Origin of the sequence: Marivita sp. S6314 (assembly GCF_023015985.1) — a bacterium.
In the GTDB taxonomy this organism is placed as follows: Bacteria; Pseudomonadota; Alphaproteobacteria; order Rhodobacterales; family Rhodobacteraceae; genus Marivita.
In genome coordinates, this window is sequence record NZ_JALKAO010000004.1 from 73,952 (window position 1) to 91,195 (window position 17,244).

Consider the following 17,244-nt stretch of genomic DNA (forward strand, 5'->3'; position numbering starts at 1 on the left):
ACAGCCTGTGCCAACAGATGAGCCGATACGCGTGCGCAACCCCCGGACCGGAGAGGTTGACTATACGTTCCAACCGACCCCCGTCTCCGAACTTGCTGAAATCGCGCAAAACGCCCGTGCAGCACAGGTCGGGTGGCAAGACCTTGGGCTGGAAGGCCGGATCGCTGTTCTGCAGCGCTGGAGCGCGGAAATCGACGCCGCGCAAGACGCGCTGATCAAGGCCGTGACACTGGATACCGGGCGGCGGCGAGAGTCGTTGCGCGAGGCGGGCAATCTTGGCAAATGGATCAGCCGCTGGTCGGGTGTGGCCCGCAGCGCTTTGGCCACCGACCCGACCGAGACAGCCAATCCTGACATCGGCTCGATTGCCGATTATTCGCCTTATCCGGTGCTTGGCGTGATCAGCCCCTGGAACTTTCCACTGTCGCTGTCGCTAATGGATGCGATCCCTGCGTTGCTTGCGGGCTGCGCGGTGATCATCAAACCGTCCGAAGTGACGCCGCGCTTCATTGATCCACTGGAAAAGACCATTGCGGCGGTGCCAGAGCTGGCCGCTGTGCTGCATTATGTCCGCGGCGCAGGCGATGTGGGCGCGGCGTTGGTTGATGAGGCGGACATGATCTGTTTCACCGGGTCAACCGCGACGGGGCAAAAGGTTGCTGCCCGCGCCGCTGCGCGCTTCATTCCCTGCTTTACCGAATTAGGTGGCAAGGACCCGGCGGTCTTGCTGGAAGGCACCGATATTGATCGCGCGACAACGGCGCTTTTGACCGGATCGTGCCTTGCGTCCGGGCAGCAATGCTATTCGATTGAACGGATTTACGTGCATCGCTCTTTGCACGATGCCTTTGTCGAAAAGCTGACGGAAAAGGCCGAGGCGATCAAACTGGCCTATCCAGAACCGGATGACGGCGTGATTGGCCCGCTGACCTTTGCCCCACAGGCCGACATCCTGTCGCGCCATTTCGAGGATGCCCGCGCCAAGGGGGCGGTGTTCCACACTGGTGGCCAGATCGAAACGCATGGCGGTGGGCTTTGGTGTGCGCCGACCGTGATTTCAAATGTCGATCATTCGATGCAGGTCATGACTGAAGAAAGCTTTGGCCCACTGATGCCGGTCATGGCGTTCGATACGGTGGATGAGGCGGTAGCGCTGGCCAATGACAGCCATTACGGCCTGAGCGGTGCGGTCTTCGGCCCCGAAGAAGAGGCGATTGCCGTGGCGCGGCGTCTCGATCTCGGTGGCATCTCGATCAACGATGCGGGCCTCGCGCCCTTTTTCATCGGAGAAAGCGCCGTGGCCGAGAAAACCGCGTTCAAGGCGTCGGGCCTGGGCGGGTCTCGGCTCGGGGCGGAATCAATCAAGCGGTTCGTGCGGAAAAAGGCGCTTCTCGTGAACCGATCCAATACAGCGTCCGCATGGTGGTTCGATGTCTGATACCGTTACTACAAACCCGCAATCCCCTTTTGATATGTCGGGCCGGACCGTTTGGGTCACAGGCTCCGGGTCCGGGATCGGCACCGCAGTTGCACGTCTGTTCGCCCAGCATGGCGCCAATGTTGTCGTGCATGGGTTGAACCAGCAGGAGACCTGCGCCGCCCTTCAGGCCGAGTTCGAGGCGATGGGGCGCAAATCCTGCGCGGTCGATGGCGACCTGACCCAAAGCGCTGCCGTCGCGGACATGGTCAAGAAGATCAGCGCCGACATGGGAACGCTTGATATTCTGGTCAATTGCGCCGGTGGCTCGCCCAAGAAATCCAAGATCGCCGAGATGGCCGAAGACAGCTGGGACCTGATCATCGAGAAGAACCTCAAGTCAGTCTTTTTGACCACGCAGGCGGCACTGCCACTTCTGCGCGACAGCAGCGATGCCTGTATCGTCAACGTCAGTTCCTGCGTGACCCGCTCAGGCGGGGTTCCGGGTGGGGCGGCCTATGCCACGGCCAAAGGCGGTGTCGATGTGCTGACCCGCGCGCTGGCCAAGGAACTGGCCCCGGAAAAAATTCGCGTCAATGCAGTGTCGCCCGGCCTTGTCGACAGCCCGTTTCACAACGCGGACGCCAAAGAAATCTACGCCCATCTGGTCGAGCGTATTCCACTCAGGCGCATCGCGGACCCGGTCGATCTTGCTGGTCCCATTCTGTTTCTTGCCTCAAAGGCGGCGGCCTACGTCACCGGAGAGATCATCGAAGTCAGCGGAGGCACGCGCCTCGTCAGCTAAAAAATTCGCTAAAAATGTCATCAGGGAGGATAACCATGACTTTCACCAAAACACTTGCGGCGACCTTTGCCGCGCTTAGCCTGACCGTCGGTGCTGCCGTCGCGCAGGACTTTCCGACAAAACCCATTGAACTTGTCGTTCCCTACGGCGCGGGCGGTCTGACAGATGCGTTTGCCCGCGGTGTCGCACAGGCAGCCGAAGAAGAACTGGGCCAGAAGATCGTTGTCGTGAACCGCCCCGGCGGCGGTGCCACCATCGGTCTGACCTCGGTCTTTGCCGCCGAACCCGATGGCTATACGGTTGCCTTCACGACGTCCTCGCCGCTTGTGATCCAACCACTCTATGGCAAAACCGCCTACAAGACGACTGATTTCCAGCCCATTCTGCGCCTCTATGACATTCCCGTCGCGATCAACGTGCAGCGGGACTCTGAATTGCAGGGCTACGAAGACTGGCTCGAATGGGTCAAAGCCAACCCCGGTGAATTCACCTATGGAACATCGGGTGGCACGGGCAGCGGCGGACACATCGCCACCGAACAATTGGGCAAAGTGCTTGACGTTGATATCCGTCACATCCCGTTTGAGGGCTCTGCCGCACTGGCAGCCGCCGTTATGGGGGGCCAGATCAAAGGCTCGAACCAGCTTCCGAACATCCACCGCGACGGCGAAATCCGTCCGCTCTTCTTCATGAGCCCGTCACGCCCGACCGATGCGGTCTACGATTCCGTGCCGACCGTGGCTGAACTGGGGATCGACGCCGAAGTGGTCTTCTTCTCGGGCATCATCGCCCACAAGGATGTTCCTGCCGACCGGATCTCCATTCTGAACGACGCTTTCCGTGCGGCGATGGATGCGCCCAATGTGCAGGAACTGTTCGAGCGCGATCAGATCATGCCTGATCCTGCCGGCCCCGAAGCCTTTGCTGAAATCATCGCAGCCGCGTCCAAAAGCAACGAGACCACGATGCGCGAGATCGGCCTGATCGAATAAGATCTCCATCCACCTGTCCGGCGGCTTCCTCAAGGGGCGGCCGGACACATTTCCAAGCACAGGATGAGTCCCATGTTGTCCACCAGAGTAGTAAACCTGCTTGTCTATGCGGCTCTGTCCGCGCTTTCCGCCCTCGTTATCTGGTCGGTCTCTGGGCTTCCTGTGACGCTGCCGGGCGATGTCGGAACACATTTCTTTCCGACAATCCTCGCTTGGGGCGTCATCATTCTTTGCGCGATAGGGGCCATCCGATCCCTTCTAAGCGGCGCGGGCGAGGCTTTTCGCATCGACTACCTGCCGCGTGTGCTGCTGACCATCGGCATGATCGCCGGGTTCTTCGTCAGCTGGAGCCAATTTGGGGCCTTTTACCTGCAGGCCTTTGTTTTTCTGTTCGTCCTCTTCACCTACTACCGCCTTCCCGTTGGCCTAAGCGCCAAGCTCATCGGGGTAAATGCTGCCGTGGCACTGGGCATCACCGCCTTTTGCTACGTCGCCTTCAATTTCTTGATTTACGTGGACCTCTGAGGATCTGATTGATGGACCTTCTTGCCAATATTGACTTCATGTCCGTTGTGTCGGCCTTCGGCGCAATCATGCTGGGGCTGTTCGTCGGGATGCTCTTTGGCGCATTGCCGGGCTTGGGTCTGATCATCGGCGTGACCCTTTTGCTACCGCTGTCCTATGCGATGGGGCCGGTTGAATCGATCCTCATGCTGCTGGCCTGTTACCAGGGGGCGGAATATGGAGGGTCCATTTCGGCCATTGTGCTGGGGATACCCGGCACGGCTATGGCAGCACCCATCGTGCTGGACGGTCGTGAGATGGCCAAAACCACTTCGCCGGGCAAAGCGCTTGCGTTCTCCCTTTATGGCTCGACCTTCGGCGGTATCTTCGGGGGGCTTGTTCTAATCTTCTTTGCCGAACCGGTGGCGCGATTTGCGCTGGGGTTGGCGGACCCCGAGTTCTTTTTACTTGGCATCATCGGCCTGTTGGCCGTGGCGACCTTTGGGGCCAAGGATTTCGTCAAGGCGATGATCTCGGTCTTTTTGGGGCTGATCGCGGGGACGATCGGCATCGACCTCTTTACGGGCATGCCCCGGCTCACCGGCGGATATTTCGAGGTTTATGAAGGGCTAAACCTGATTTCGGTCGCGGTCGGCCTGTTTGCCCTTTCCGAAGTGTTCATGATGCTGGGGAACCGGATGAACAAGGCTTATTCGTTTGACGCCTCGGACATGAAGATCTCGCTGACGATGAAGGAATTCTGGGCGTCTCTCAAAGCGATGATCACGGGATCGGCGATTGGTTCGTTCATGGGGGTCTTGCCCGGTGTCGGCTCTACCGTGTCCGGCTGGCTGGCCTATTCGGGGGCCAAGGGCCTTTCCAAGACGCCAGAGAAATTCGGCAAAGGCAGCCCCGAAGGCATTGCCGCACCTGATGCGGCCAACAACGCGACGGTGGGCGGCGCGCTTTTGCCGTTTATCGCGCTTGGCATTCCCGGTTCGGCCTCTATCGCGATCATCGCGGGGGCATTCATCATCCACGGGATCACGCCGGGGCCGCAGATGATCCGCAATGATCCGGGCCTGATCCAGGCGATCTTTCTGGGCTTCATGGCCACGACGGTCTGCATGTTCTTCATGGGCAAGGCGTTGACCACCGTGTTCGCCCGTGCGCTGATCACGCCCAATTCCTTTCTGGTGCCCGCGATCCTGATCTCGTCCATGATCGGCATCTATTCCTCTGGCGGGCATTTCTTTGACCTTTGGGTCGCTCTGGGTCTTGGGGTGGCGGCTTACATCATGCGCCGCCTTGATTATTCGGTCGCGGCCTTCGTGCTTGCGATGGTGCTGGCCCCGATCATTGAAAAGAGCTTTCGGCGCGCGCTGGTCATTTCCGAGGGCGACTACATGACCTTCATCGACCGGACCTATTCACAGGTCATCATGATGGCGATCGTTGCCACGCTTGCCTATGCTGTTGTGAAATCAGTGCAGGGGCGTCGACGTCTGCGCGAACCCACAGCGGCGGAATCGAGGTCTGAATGACGCAGAAAGCCGGTCAGCCTGAAGCAGAGTCAGGCGATCTGAAACTCAACACGTTATGCTATCAGATCCTTGGTGTTCTGCTGCGCCGTCCGCGTTCGGGATATGACATCGTCAAACAGCTGGAAAACATCCGGCCCGTCAAGACAAGCCAGGTATATCCAACGCTGGCCCGGCTTGAAAAAATCGGACTGGTCCGGTCTGAAGAAGTTCACCAGACCAGCCGCCCGAACAAACGGATCTATTCGGTTCTGGAAAAGGGCGAGATCGTCTTGATGGACTGGGTGGGAACCGAGCCGGAACCGCCGGTCTGGAAAGATGATTTCCTGACGATGATTTATTCCGCCTGGACGAAAGACCCAGAAGATGTGCTGGCCATGTTCGAACGGCGCCTGACCTATCTGACCAGCGTCATGGAGATGATGCGGGACCTGCTGGCCGAGCATCGCAACAAATATCCCGAAGAAATATTCGATCCGCGCGACTGGCGCTTTTCACGCGATATCCTGCTGAACCGACGCCTCATGAGTTACGAGCAAGAGGTCGTCTGGAGCAAGGGCGTGATGTTTAGACTGACGGAAGCTATGAAGAACGACGCTTCCAATAAGGAGGAGTTGAAACATGAATGAACCGGTATCGGGCTGCCCCATGTCGGGCGCCACATCCGAGGGATGGGACCATTTCCGCCCGTTTGAACATATCGGCATGACCGAGTTTTTCGCAGGCAAACGGGCGGAACAGCCTGTGTTCTGGGACGATGGCCTGCAATGCTGGATCGTGACCCGCCGCGATGACGTGCGTGAGGTGTTGTCCAACGCAGATCGGTTTTCGGCGGAAAACGTGCATGATCCGATCACGCCGTTTCCGCCCGAATTGGTCGCCTATCTAAGCCAGAACCGCTTTACCCGCGAAAAGACCCAGGCCAATTGCGACCGCCCCAAGCACACGCGCATCCGTAAATCGGCGCAGGCGTTTCTCAACATGCGCAATTTCCGCGCGCTTGAGCCGCGCGTTCGTGAATTGACCCTTGTTGCGATTGACCAGATCAAGGGCAAGCCCCGCGTCGATCTGGTTGACGATTTTGCGTACGAACTGCCCGCTCGCGTGATCTTTCAGCTTCTGGGTGTGCCAGAGATTGAAGCCCGCCAGATCAAGGTCTGGGCGGACAGCCGTTTCAACATGATCTCGGGCACAGCGACCTTTGAGGAAAAGATGGAGGCCGGTCGTCAGATGATCGACTTCTGGACGTTCTGCGAAAACATCGTCGCTGAACGGTTGGAAAATCCCGGTGAAGACTACCCAAGCCACCTGCTGGCAATCCACAAGCAAGACCCCGACGTGCTGTCGATCAATGAGATTAAGAACCTGATCTTCGGCATTCTACTGGCCGGTCACGAGACGACGACAAACTCCATCGGCACCACGATGCATTTCCTGCTCACGAACCGCGATCAATGGCAACAGATCGTCGATGACCCCTCGCTGATCCCCAATGCGGTAGAGGAGGGGCTGCGTATTGGCCCGCCGGTGGTCGCATGGCGGCGCAAGGCCAAGGAAGACGTGGAACTGGGTGGCGTCAGCATCCCCGCAGGCGCACCTTTGCTGATGTCAATTGCATCCGCCAACCGCGACGAGGGCCATTATGACGGCCCTGACGCGTTCGATGTGACCCGCGAAAATGCCCGTGATCATGTCAGCTTTGGCTATGGGTGGCACTTCTGTCTAGGCGCGCCATTGGCACGGCTGGAACTGAAGGTTGTGTTGGAAGAGCTGACCCGCGCCTTTCCCAACATGGCCTTGGTTCCGGATCAGGACCCGTCATGGCAAAAAACCATTCTGGTGCGCGGCCCCGGTACATTGCTTGTCGATCTGAACGAGGGGGCCTAAGCCCCCGCGTCTCATCACATCAGGTGTTCGCTGAACCAGCGTTGCGCAGCGGACGAGGTTTCGGCAAAGGCCTCGACATAGGCCGCGAAATGCCCGCCATCAATCTCCAGAAGCTGCTTGACATCTGGCGCAGTGGCGTAGGCCGCGAGGGCCAGATCGGCAGGTGTCACCACATCCTCGCGCGCCACGATCATCAAGAGTGGACAGTCCGAGATCAGTGGCACCCAGGCGCCTGGCTCATAAGCCCGGCTGTATTCGATTGAACGCAGCGTGACGCGGTTTTCCCAATGTCCACCGCGCTTTGCGGCGCTCTGATACCAGTCCACCGCCTCGGCTGCGGCATAGACCGGGGCGTCGGCAGGATCGTGGCTGACCAGCGTGCGCATCTCGGGGCCTGCGCCGTCCATCCGGGCCTTCCTGTCGCGGTGAAACGCCTCAAGCAGCGGTGCCAGTGTTTCGGGCGTGAAGCGCCGCTTGCCGACAGCGTTTCCGCTGATCGTGGGCACTTGAGAAACCACGCATTTCACCCGTGGGTCGGTCGCGGCCAGCACAAGGACATGCCCGCCGCTATAGCTTGTGCCCCACAGGCCGATACGCTTGGCATCGACATCGGGTTGCGCGCTCATCCACGAAATTGCGTTGCGATAATCCTCGATCTGGGCGGCAGGGTCTATTTCCTGACGCGGCGTGCCGTCGCTGGCCCCAAGCCTGCGATAGTCAAACACCAGAACTGCGAAACCGGCGGCGGCGAAGGTTTCGGCGTAGCGGTCCAGATACATCTCTTTCACCGCGCCAAAGCCATGCGCCATGATGATCGCGGGGCAGGGCGCGTGTGATCCTTCGCCCGGATAGAACCAGCCGCGTACGGCATCGCCTTCGGAACTGAACTCGATGTCACGGCGGGAAGGGGTCACGGCCTGTCCTTTGTCTTTTGGCTCATCCAGGCATTTCGGGCACCTGCACAACCTGTGCCTCCATATGCGCCTTGAGGCCCAGTATGGATTTCGCCCGTCCGATACCAGACGTTTTGACGCCGCCAAAGGGAAAGTCCACGGCCAGCCCAAGATGATGATTGACCCACGCCACCCCGGTCTCCATCCGCTGGGCCAGCGCTGTGCCGCGCGCGATGTCGGCAGTCCAGACCGACCCGCCAAGACCGAAGGGGCTGTCATTGGCCCGCATCAGCGCATCTTCGGCAGAGGCGCATCGGATCACTGGCAGGATCGGGCCGAATTGTTCTTCATCCACCAACCGCGTACCCTCTGCGATGTCGGCGACTATGGTGGGCGCGATGAAATATCCCGCGCGGTTCAGCGCATGGCCACCCGTCGTGATCCGCACTTCCGGCAGGGCGCGGGTTTCGTCTTGAAGTGCTTTGAGCCGGTCAAACTGCATCTGGTTCTGGATCGGGCCGATATCGACGCCGGGTTCTGTCCCCGCGCCGATTTTCAAGGCCTCGGTCGCTTTGGTCAGCGCCGCGACCATCGGTTCGTAAATCGCGTCCTCGACATAAAGCCGCTTGATCGCCTGACAGATCTGGCCGCTGTTCTTGAAGGCGGCATTGATCAGACGCGGGGCAAACGCGTCGATATCCGCATCGGCCAGCACGATGGCCGCATCATTGCCGCCAAGCTCTAGCGTCAGCCGTTTGAGCGTCGGCGCGGCAGAGGCCATGATCTTTTGTCCGGTCGCGACAGAGCCGGTAAAGTTGATCTTGGCAATCCCCGGATGGGTGCTCATCCACGCGCCGAAATCGGCCTCGCCCGCGATGATATTGACGATCCCCGGCGGAAAGATCTCTGCCGCGATTTCGCCCAGAAGCAGCGTTGTCAGGGGCGTCAACGGCGAGGGTTTGAGCACAATGGCATTGCCGCAATAGAGCGCTGACACAAGTTTGGGGATCGCAAGAAGGAACGGCACATTCCAGAGCGTGATCGCCCCGATGACGCCAAGCGGGCGATAGACAAGTTCGGTGCGCTTGTCCCCCGAGACGTCCAGCAGTTCAGGCTCAATCTTGAGCGCGGTCATCTTCGCGATGGCCTCGGCCCCGCGGGTGATCTCGTCGCGCGCCTGTACCAGCGGCTTACCCTGTTCGGCGGTCAGGAGGGTGGCAAGATCTTCGGCCCGCGCCTCGATCGCGGCCTTGAGCGTCAGAAGTGCGTCGCGCCGCGCGTCAAAACCCTGTGCTTGCCAACCGGGCAGGGCGGCCTGCGCTGCCGCGACCGCACGGTCCAACATGATGTGATCCGCGCCCGGTGCATCCGCCAGATTCGTGCCGGTGGCTGGATTGATCACCGGATAGACATGCGTCCCGGCAACAAGCTCTCCGGCGATCAGGTGCCGGAACGTGTGACCTGCCCAATGTGTCGCGCCGGTCATGTCGCGTCGCGCGTCACGATCAGCGCGTCGACCGCTGTGACACCATCGGCGCGGGCAAAGATCGGATTGACGTCAATCTCTTCGATTTCGGGGCGCGACAGGATCAACTGGCCGATCTTTGACGCGGTTTCGGCGATGGAGCGCAGATCGACGGCGGGCATGCCCCGGAAACCATCGAACATCTTGGCCATCCGCAAGCAGCGCAGTTCGGCCTCGATATCCTCAATCGCCGCGTCGGGCGCGATCAGTCGCACATCGCCCAGAGCCTCGACCAAGATACCGCCCATACCCACCAGAACCACCGGCCCCCAGTTCGGATCACGCTTTGCGCCGATCACGATTTCCAGCCCCGGTTCCGCCATTTTCTCGACGAGGATTCCGTCCAGTGCCGTGCCGGGCTGTGCAGCCTCGACATTGGTGTGCAGGGTTGTCCACGCTTCAATGACCCCGTCTGCATCGTGAATATTGAGCAGCACCGCCCCCGCCTCGGTCTTGTGCGCCAGCGCACCCGCCTGCGCCTTCATCACCACCGGAAAACCAATCTGCGCGGCGATGTCCTGCGCTTGCGTAAGGTCTGTCGCCAGCCCGCCTTCGGGAACCGCAACACCGACTGTGCGCAGAACCTGCTTGCCCAGCCATTCCGGCTGTGGTCCCGACGAAAGCGGGGGCAATTCTCCGAAGCTTTGTGCAGAGGCGCTGCGAGCAGAGATTTCGATCTGACGGCCATAGTCCGTCACCAATTTCATCGCCCTCAGCGCCCGATCAACCGAGCGCGAGACGATCATGCCCGCGCTTCGCGCCAGTTCGTCAAACACCGGGGCCAGGGGCGTGCGGTCTCCCAAAACCGTAAAGGCGACAGGTTTGTCGCTGTCCTTCACCGCGTCGATCACGCCCTGCATATAGGCGCGCGCGTGGCGTTCGCTGCTGATCGGCACCGAAAGCACGAGAGAGCCGAGGTTTGCATCCTCAATCATCGCCTTGGGACCGGTATGCATCAATTCGGGCTTGAACGCGGGCACGGTGGCAAGGTCCAGCGGGTTGCGCGGGGTCAGAAAGTCAGGCAATTCGGCGCGCATCGTTTCTTCGGTCGCTGCCGACAAAGGTGGAAGATCCAGATCAATATCTTCGCAGAAATCATGCGCAATGGCGCAATACGCGCCCGAGAATGTCACCACGCCGGGGCCTTTCACTGCGCCACGCGGGTAGCGGGCAAGGATCTCGGCCGTGTCGATCAGTTCGTCCATGGTTTCCGCCAGAACAACACCTGCGCGTGACACTTGCGTCTTCATGACCGCGTAGTCGCCTGCAAGTGCGCCGGTATGCGAACTGGTGGCTGCTTGTGCCCGGGCGCTGCGACCCGGATGCAGCATGATCACCGGCTTTCCAGCGTCGCGCGCCCGCGCAGCGGCGGCAAGAAAGTCGGGTGCGTTGCGGACCTGTTCGGCGTAAATGACGATGGCCGACGTGCCGGGATCGCCCGCCAGAAAATCAACGAAATCCGACAGCGTCAGCCCGGCCTCGTTGCCGGTGGATATCGAATAGGAAAGCTGCAAACCTCGCCCGGTAAAGCTGTTGCGGAAATGGGCCAGCAGTCCGCCGCTTTGTGACACGATGGCAACTGCCGGATCGCCGCTCGTGTCGAACGGGGCAAGCTCTTGCGCGTTGACGAAATTGATGCGGAGCCGCGTGATGTGATTGACGAAGCCAAGGCAATTCGGCCCCAAAAGCGCCAGCCCACCTGCGCGGGCCTTTTCGGTGATGCGATCCTGCAAGGCCTCTTCGCCGACCTCGGCAAAGCCCGACGCATAGATGACCGCCGCCTTGACGCCACGGCGTACACAGCCCTCAACGGCCTCTTCGATCCCGGCGGCGGGCAGCGCGAAGATGGCAAGGTCAACACCTTCGGGCAGCGCATCAATGCTGTCCAGAACGGGGCGGCCATCAATCTCGCCCGCCTGGCGGCCCACCAGATGAATGTCGCCCGCAAAACCATTGGCATCGAGGTTTTGCAGAATGCGGCGACTGGGTGACACCTCGCGCGAGGACATGCCGATGATGGCAATGGAACCGGGCGTGAGCAACGCTTTCATATCAGCAGAGAGGGTCATGGCATATCCTTTGCGGGCGCGCCAAAGCGGCACGGGTCAATCGGTGGCAGGCTTGAAGATGGGTAGATGTGTGCCGTCGGGCAGCGGGCACCAGTCCAGCGTCACGGCCATTCCGATAGCAACGTCTTCTGGCGCGCAGCCGACAAGATTGGCCATCACATTCACGCCTTCCTCCAACGTGATCAGCGCGATGGTGAAGGGCGTTGCGTCGTTGAACGGGCCACGGCTGCGGCGGGCGATTGTGTGGCTGAATACCGTCCCACGCCCGCTGGCTTCGCGCCAATCCAGATCGCGGGCACCGTCTGACAGGGCGGCCGCACGGGGGAAGAACTGGAACCGCTCGGCGCGCTTGTCATATTGCAGCAGGAAGCGGCGTTCGCGTGTTGCGTCCCAAAAGGGTTGGGAGAAACTGCGCGGGGCAGAGGGCTTGCGTTCGAGATCAAGGAAATCCACCATCGTCTACCCCTCACCGCTTAGGATCAGCGCATTGCTGGACGCCCAGTTGCGGCCATAAGGAATGCCGCCGATGCCGGTCACCAGCGCATGACGCGTATCGCGCACCTGCCTTTTGTCGCCTTCGCCGAAAATCTGGCGAACCGCTTCGACCAGATTGGTGCCACCACCGGCAAGCCCGACCTGACCAGCAGAAATCTGACCACCGCCGGTGTTCAGAGGCAGGTCGCCGTCGAAATGAAAATCACGCTCTGCAATGAAATCGCAGCCCTGACCCTGTTTGCAGAAGCCCAGCATTTCCATCTGGATCATCATGGCGATGATGAAATCGTCATAAAGATGGAGTGATCCCATATCCGCAGGGGTCAACCCCGCCTGAGCAAAAGCCCGCGCCCCGGCGATGCGATGCCCGGTGTCCGTCGGATCCACGATGGGGTCTGTCGCGCGGTAATTGGTGCGTTCGCCGTAACCCACCGGAACGGCCATACGCGTCACACCGCGCCGTTCTGCCGATTTGCGGCTGGTGACAAGCACTCCGCTGCCACCGTCGCAGGCCATGACGCAATCCAAAAGGCGCACCGGGTCCGAGATCATGCGTGACGACAGATAGTCATCCAACGTGATCGGTTTTTGCAGCGTCGGCACTGCATTGGGGTTCAAAAGCGCATGGGCGCGCTGGGTCACCGCCAGCTTCCCAAGGCAGGCCGGGTCCAGCCCAAACTGGTGCGCGTAGCGGGTCGAGAGCAGGCCAAAAGCCGTCACCGGTCCAAGATAGCCTAGCGGGTTCGTCCATTCATCGGCAAAGGCGCGCATCTTGCGATTGTCTTCGGCCACCTGCGTGTCCGTAAACAGGCACAGCACCGTTTCACAAAGCCCCGCATCTATCGCCATGGACGCCCGCGCAATCGACGCCACAGGAGAGCACCCACCAATATCGACGCTTTGGCAGAAATCCAGCTCCAGCCCCAACTGATCCGCAGTGGTCTGGGACCAGAAGATATTGCCCGCCCCGGTGGAGCAGGAAGACAGGATCATGCCGTCGATCTGGGCCTTTTCAACACCTGTCGAGGCGATCAGGCTTTCAACGATCTCTGCGCCGATGTCCCAGACATCGCGGGTGCTGCGCCGCACTGTCGGCACTTCGGCATATCCGATGATGGCGCTGTCATGCAGGGCCATGGGTCAGTTTTCTTTCGGCTTCACGCGGTCGACCTTTTTCTCGACGAAGTCTATGACGCGCGACTTGTCTTCGTTGACCGCGATCGAGGCACCGATCAGGCTTTCGATGAACAACCCGTCCTCGTGGCTGACATCGTTGACACGGGGCAGACCCGCACAGATGGCCCAATTGACCAGCCCCGCATTTTTCGCAATGCGTTCCGCCAGTTCAACCGCTTTGCTAAGGCTTTCCCCTTCTTCCACAACATACTGGCACAGGTTGGCGCGCTCGCCTTCGTCAGCGTTAAGCACACGGCCCGTGAGCATCATGTCCGCCATCCGCGCGTATCCCATCAGCCGCTGGGTGCGCACCGCACCGCCCCCGCCCACAAAGATGCCGCGGGTGGCTTCCGGCAGGGCGAAAAAGGTCGTCTTGTCAGCCACACGGATCTGCGCGGCAGAGGCAAGCTCCAACCCGCCGCCGATACACGCGCCGTTAAGCGCCGCAACGAAAGGCACCTCGCTGCGCGCGATCATCTCGAACGTTGGATGCCAGGAACCGCGTTTGCGCCGCTCGCCGCGCTTCATCTTTTCGGCCAGCTGCGCCAGATCTAGACCGGCGCAGAAATGGTCGCTGGTGCTGTGGATCACGCCCGCCTTGGCCTCCTGATGTGCCTGCGTTACGGCCGCGTTCAATTGACGGATCAAGGGGTCACTCAGCGCATTGCGCTTTGTAGGCCGGTCCAGCCCGATAATCGCCACATCGTTCTTGAGTTCATAGGTTACGAGTGTCTCGGTCATGGGGTGTTCTCCCGGTCAGTGAATTTCGAAAATCAGGTCAGGTGATAGCGGCTGTCCCCGAACATGCTGCGCCCGGCGGTGAGCCTGCGAAACAATAGCCCGATGCGGTGTTCTTCGGTGATGCCAATTGCGCCGTGCAATTGCACAGCACCTTCGCCGACAATCAATGCGGCCTTGTCTGACAGGACTTTCGCGGCAGACACCGAGGCCGGGTCAGGCGCATCCAATGCGGCCATCAACCCAGAACGGGCCTGTTCCAATGCGATGGCCATATCGGCACAGCGGGCTTGCAGAACCTGAAACTTGGACAGCGGTTTGCCGAATTGATGCCGCGTCTTCAGATGCTCGATGGTTATGTCAAGCGCGGCAGTCATGATGCCTTGCGCCTCGCTTGCGACGGCCAGCGCGCCCCGATCTGCTGCATCCCGGATCTGAGCAGCCGCATCCAGGTCCAGCCGCTCTGCAACCGCGGTCTCAAAACGGATATCCGCCGCGCCGCGCGCGTCGGTCATGGCGTAGCTGTGCCGGGTGAGGCCGGGTGCCGTCGCAGACAGAAGAAAAAGGGCAGGTGCTCCAATCTCGTCGCATGCCGTGACAATGAAATCGCTGGCGTCATCGCCCCCGATGACCGCGCATTTTGAGCCGCTCAGGGTTGTGCCTTCCGCCCGCACGGCTTCGGGCGTCGTTTGGTAGCCGTGACCCGGCTCATATAAGGCAAAGGCGACATGCCGTGTGCCTGCAATAATGCCGTCCAGCAGATCAGCGCGACCCGCCGCTTCCAACAGCGGCGCGCAGATCACCGCGTTCAGAACGGTGGTTTCGCACACATCGCCGCGTCCGAACTCTTCCAGAATGACGGACGCATCGGCCATATCGCCGCCAAAGCCACTGTGCTTTTCCGAAACGGTCACGGCGCGAAAGCCTGCGTCATGTATGGCGTGGTCAAGCGCATCGCCGTGCTGCGCTGCTTTTGCAAGGCGGCTGGCGGAATGGGCCAGCATGGCCTGTGTCTCTGTCGGTTCAAATCGCATCGGTCATCTACATCCCAAGCGCGCGCGCAAGGATGCCGCGCTGGATTTCATCGCTGCCGCCAAGGATCGACGCGCTGCGGGAAAACAGGTAGTTTGACGCCGGAGCGCCTGCCGCTTCGGGCAAGCTGTGATCACCCGCAAAAGCCAACCCCTCCGGTCCCATCACGTCAAGCAAGCGTCGGGCGATACGCTGTTGAATCTCATTGCCGCGCAGCTTGAGAAGGTTTGGACCGGTCCGCGCAAATCGTTTGTCGCCGTTCAGATGCCGCAAAACTGACACTTCAAGCGCGCGCAATTCGATCTCGATGCTGGCGATGTCCATGTCAGACCCGGCAAGCGCCTTGAGACGTGCCAGTTCACGGCGCGATTGCCCGATCCGCGCATGGCCCGCACGTTCATGGCCAAGCAAGAGCCTTGCATACTCCCAGCCTTTGTTCGCTTCCCCAATCAACGCGTCGCCTGCGATGCGCACGTTGTCAAAGATCACCTCATTGAATACCGCGCCGCCATCAATCGTGCGGATCGGGCGGACAGTGATGCCCGGCAGGTCCATTGGGAAGACAAACATCGAAATGCCTGCCTGTTTGCGTTCGGCTGTCGGATCGGTCCGCAGCAGGCAGAAGATCATGTTGGCAAGATGGGCCGAGGTGGTCCAGATCTTCGCGCCATTGACGACCCACCCATCACCATCGGGCACCGCACGAGAGGTCAGCGCAGCAAGGTCAGACCCGGCACCCGGTTCTGAGAACCCCTGGCAAAACCACGCATCAAGCGTGCGAATGCGCGGCAGCCACGCGGTCTTTTGCGCTTTGGTGCCAATCTCGAACAGGATCGGTGCAATCATATCCTCGCCAAACCGGATCGCGGGCGGCGCGCCTTCTTCGGCACTCACCACGTCAAAGATATGACGTTGCATCGGCGTCCAGCCGGGACCGCCATGTTCAGACGGCCAGCCCGGACAGGCATAGCCCGCGCGCACCAGTTTTGACTGCCATGCGATCTGTGCGTCGCGTCCAATCCGGCCATGCGCCATCACTGTCTGCCGCGTCTCGCGTGGGATCTCGGCTCGCATGAAGCTCCGCAATTCGGCCTCGAACTCCGCGTCTGCGGGGTCGGGACTGATCATTGAAAGCTCGGCAGACATGTCAGTATTCCCAGTGTGTCGTTTAACGGAACATATGTTCCATAAAACAAGATGATGGCATTTCACTGTCTGGCTGTCAACGCGCGTGGTAGGGGTCTGCCATTGTCTTGCCTCGGTTCATGAGATGTGACACGTTTCGCCCAACGAAATTCAGGTTGCGTAAGGCGAAACGATATGGCGCCAACATCTCGAAACCCGCTTTCCAAGGCGCTTGGCATTCTTCGGTGGTTGCTCGACAGCGGCGTGGACTCCTTTGGCGTGCGTGAAGTCGCCGCCGCGCTCAACATGACCCCTAGCGCCGCCCACCGTGCCATATCCGCCTTGGTGGAGGAAGGGATCCTGCGCCGCATGCCCGACAGCAGCCGATATGGTCTGGGGCTTGAGCTGTTTCGACTGGTCAATCAGGCTGCGGACAAATTCCCGATACGCCAACTGGCCATGCCCCCCATGGAGCGGTTGCGGGATCTGTGCGGCGAGGCGGTGTTTCTCAACCTCTATGACCCTGACCGGCAAGAGATCATCGGCGTCGCGGCAGCGGAATCGAAACAGCCGCTGCGCTATGTCGTTGTGCTTCAGGAATGGAAATCCCTGCACTCCGGTGCATCTGGTCAGGCCGTCCTTGCCTTTCTGCCGCCAGCGGACCGAGAGGCGGTCTACGCAAAAACCGGCCTTCGGGCCGAAACCGCGGCAACCATCACCGATCGTGCCCAGATGGAAGCGCAGTTGGAACAGATCCGCACCGATGGATATGCCCTGACCAAGGGCCAGCGGATTACCGGTGCAATTGGCATGGCGGCCCCCATCCGTGGCGCAGGCGGTGGCTTGATCGGCTCGCTGGGTATCTCCATTCCCGAACCCCGTTACCAAGAAAGCTTTGCCGAAACCTACGCCGCGCAGCTGTGTGCAACAGCGGCCGAAATCAGCCTCATCGCAGGCGCACCCCGCCAAGAACCATCGTAAGACAGGAGGCGGAGATAGTGACGGGTGCCGTTCTGGTGAGCGCTTGTCGTGCTTTCGAAGTGTC

At 60.5% G+C, this 17,244-nt stretch carries 16 protein-coding genes; 8 read left to right on the top strand and 8 right to left on the bottom strand.

Translation table 11 applies throughout. The features are described 5' to 3' along the window. Positions 1-31: 31 nt before the first annotated feature. The 7 genes from MWU54_RS12570 to MWU54_RS12600 all read left to right on the top strand — a co-directional run bounded on the left by MWU54_RS12570 (position 32) and on the right by MWU54_RS12600 (position 7,146). Positions 32-1,438: an aldehyde dehydrogenase family protein gene (locus MWU54_RS12570; RefSeq protein WP_247084271.1), complete on the top strand. Its 1,407-nt coding sequence runs from the start codon at positions 32-34 to the stop codon at positions 1,436-1,438. Beyond that, a complete protein-coding gene (locus tag MWU54_RS12575) occupies positions 1,431-2,222 on the top strand; it encodes an SDR family NAD(P)-dependent oxidoreductase (RefSeq protein ID WP_247084273.1) in 792 nt (263 codons plus the stop codon). Before MWU54_RS12570 ends, MWU54_RS12575 begins: the two co-directional genes overlap by 8 nt. A gap of 35 nt (positions 2,223-2,257) precedes the next feature. Continuing rightward, the gene (locus MWU54_RS12580) at positions 2,258-3,214 is read left to right on the top strand and encodes a tripartite tricarboxylate transporter substrate binding protein (RefSeq protein WP_247084276.1); all 957 of its coding nucleotides are present in this window, start codon (positions 2,258-2,260) and stop codon (positions 3,212-3,214) included. A gap of 72 nt (positions 3,215-3,286) precedes the next feature. Further along, on the top strand, positions 3,287-3,739 hold the full coding sequence (locus tag MWU54_RS12585; RefSeq protein WP_247084278.1) for a hypothetical protein: 453 nt from the start codon (positions 3,287-3,289) through the stop codon (positions 3,737-3,739). A gap of 11 nt (positions 3,740-3,750) precedes the next feature. Next, positions 3,751-5,262, top strand: a complete 1,512-nt coding sequence (locus tag MWU54_RS12590; protein WP_247084280.1) for a tripartite tricarboxylate transporter permease — start codon at positions 3,751-3,753, stop codon at positions 5,260-5,262. Further along, positions 5,259-5,888 carry a PadR family transcriptional regulator gene (locus MWU54_RS12595; RefSeq protein WP_247084282.1) on the top strand — a complete coding sequence of 210 codons (630 nt, stop codon included), beginning with the start codon at positions 5,259-5,261 and terminating at the stop codon, positions 5,886-5,888. The genes MWU54_RS12590 and MWU54_RS12595 overlap by 4 nt, the downstream gene beginning before the upstream one ends. Continuing rightward, positions 5,881-7,146, top strand: a complete 1,266-nt coding sequence (locus MWU54_RS12600) for a cytochrome P450 (RefSeq protein ID WP_247084284.1) — start codon at positions 5,881-5,883, stop codon at positions 7,144-7,146. The genes MWU54_RS12595 and MWU54_RS12600 overlap by 8 nt, the downstream gene beginning before the upstream one ends. Before the next feature lie 14 nt (positions 7,147-7,160). On the opposite strand, the gene MWU54_RS12605 is transcribed toward MWU54_RS12600, so the two are convergent. From MWU54_RS12605 to MWU54_RS12640, 8 genes are read right to left on the bottom strand one after another with little or no spacing between them, the layout of a single operon-like run. Then, entirely contained in the window at positions 7,161-8,060 is a 900-nt protein-coding gene (locus MWU54_RS12605) for an alpha/beta hydrolase (RefSeq protein ID WP_247084286.1), read from the bottom strand. A 22-nt stretch (positions 8,061-8,082) separates the two neighbouring features. Then, the gene (locus MWU54_RS12610; protein WP_247084288.1) at positions 8,083-9,525 is read right to left on the bottom strand and encodes an aldehyde dehydrogenase family protein; all 1,443 of its coding nucleotides are present in this window, start codon (positions 9,523-9,525) and stop codon (positions 8,083-8,085) included. Further along, a complete protein-coding gene (locus MWU54_RS12615) occupies positions 9,522-11,633 on the bottom strand; it encodes an acetate--CoA ligase family protein (protein WP_247084290.1) in 2,112 nt (703 codons plus the stop codon). The genes MWU54_RS12610 and MWU54_RS12615 overlap by 4 nt, the downstream gene beginning before the upstream one ends. Positions 11,634-11,669: 36 nt before the next feature. Then, the gene (locus MWU54_RS12620) at positions 11,670-12,089 is read right to left on the bottom strand and encodes an OB-fold domain-containing protein (protein ID WP_247084297.1); all 420 of its coding nucleotides are present in this window, start codon (positions 12,087-12,089) and stop codon (positions 11,670-11,672) included. Positions 12,090-12,092: 3 nt separating this feature from the next. After that, a complete protein-coding gene (locus MWU54_RS12625; RefSeq protein WP_247084299.1) occupies positions 12,093-13,265 on the bottom strand; it encodes a thiolase family protein in 1,173 nt (390 codons plus the stop codon). A gap of 3 nt (positions 13,266-13,268) precedes the next feature. After that, positions 13,269-14,045 (bottom strand): crotonase/enoyl-CoA hydratase family protein, encoded by a 777-nt coding sequence (locus MWU54_RS12630; protein WP_247084301.1) that lies wholly within the window; start codon positions 14,043-14,045, stop codon positions 13,269-13,271. Positions 14,046-14,077: 32 nt separating this feature from the next. Further along, complete coding sequence (locus MWU54_RS12635) at positions 14,078-15,076, bottom strand: acyl-CoA dehydrogenase family protein (protein WP_247084303.1); 999 nt, start codon at positions 15,074-15,076, stop codon at positions 14,078-14,080. A gap of 7 nt (positions 15,077-15,083) precedes the next feature. Next, positions 15,084-16,220 carry an acyl-CoA dehydrogenase family protein gene (locus MWU54_RS12640; protein ID WP_247084305.1) on the bottom strand — a complete coding sequence of 379 codons (1,137 nt, stop codon included), beginning with the start codon at positions 16,218-16,220 and terminating at the stop codon, positions 15,084-15,086. A 174-nt stretch (positions 16,221-16,394) separates the two neighbouring features. Between MWU54_RS12640 and MWU54_RS12645 the strand changes: the two genes are divergently transcribed. Further along, complete coding sequence (locus tag MWU54_RS12645) at positions 16,395-17,180, top strand: IclR family transcriptional regulator (protein ID WP_247084306.1); 786 nt, start codon at positions 16,395-16,397, stop codon at positions 17,178-17,180. Positions 17,181-17,244: the final 64 nt, after the last annotated feature.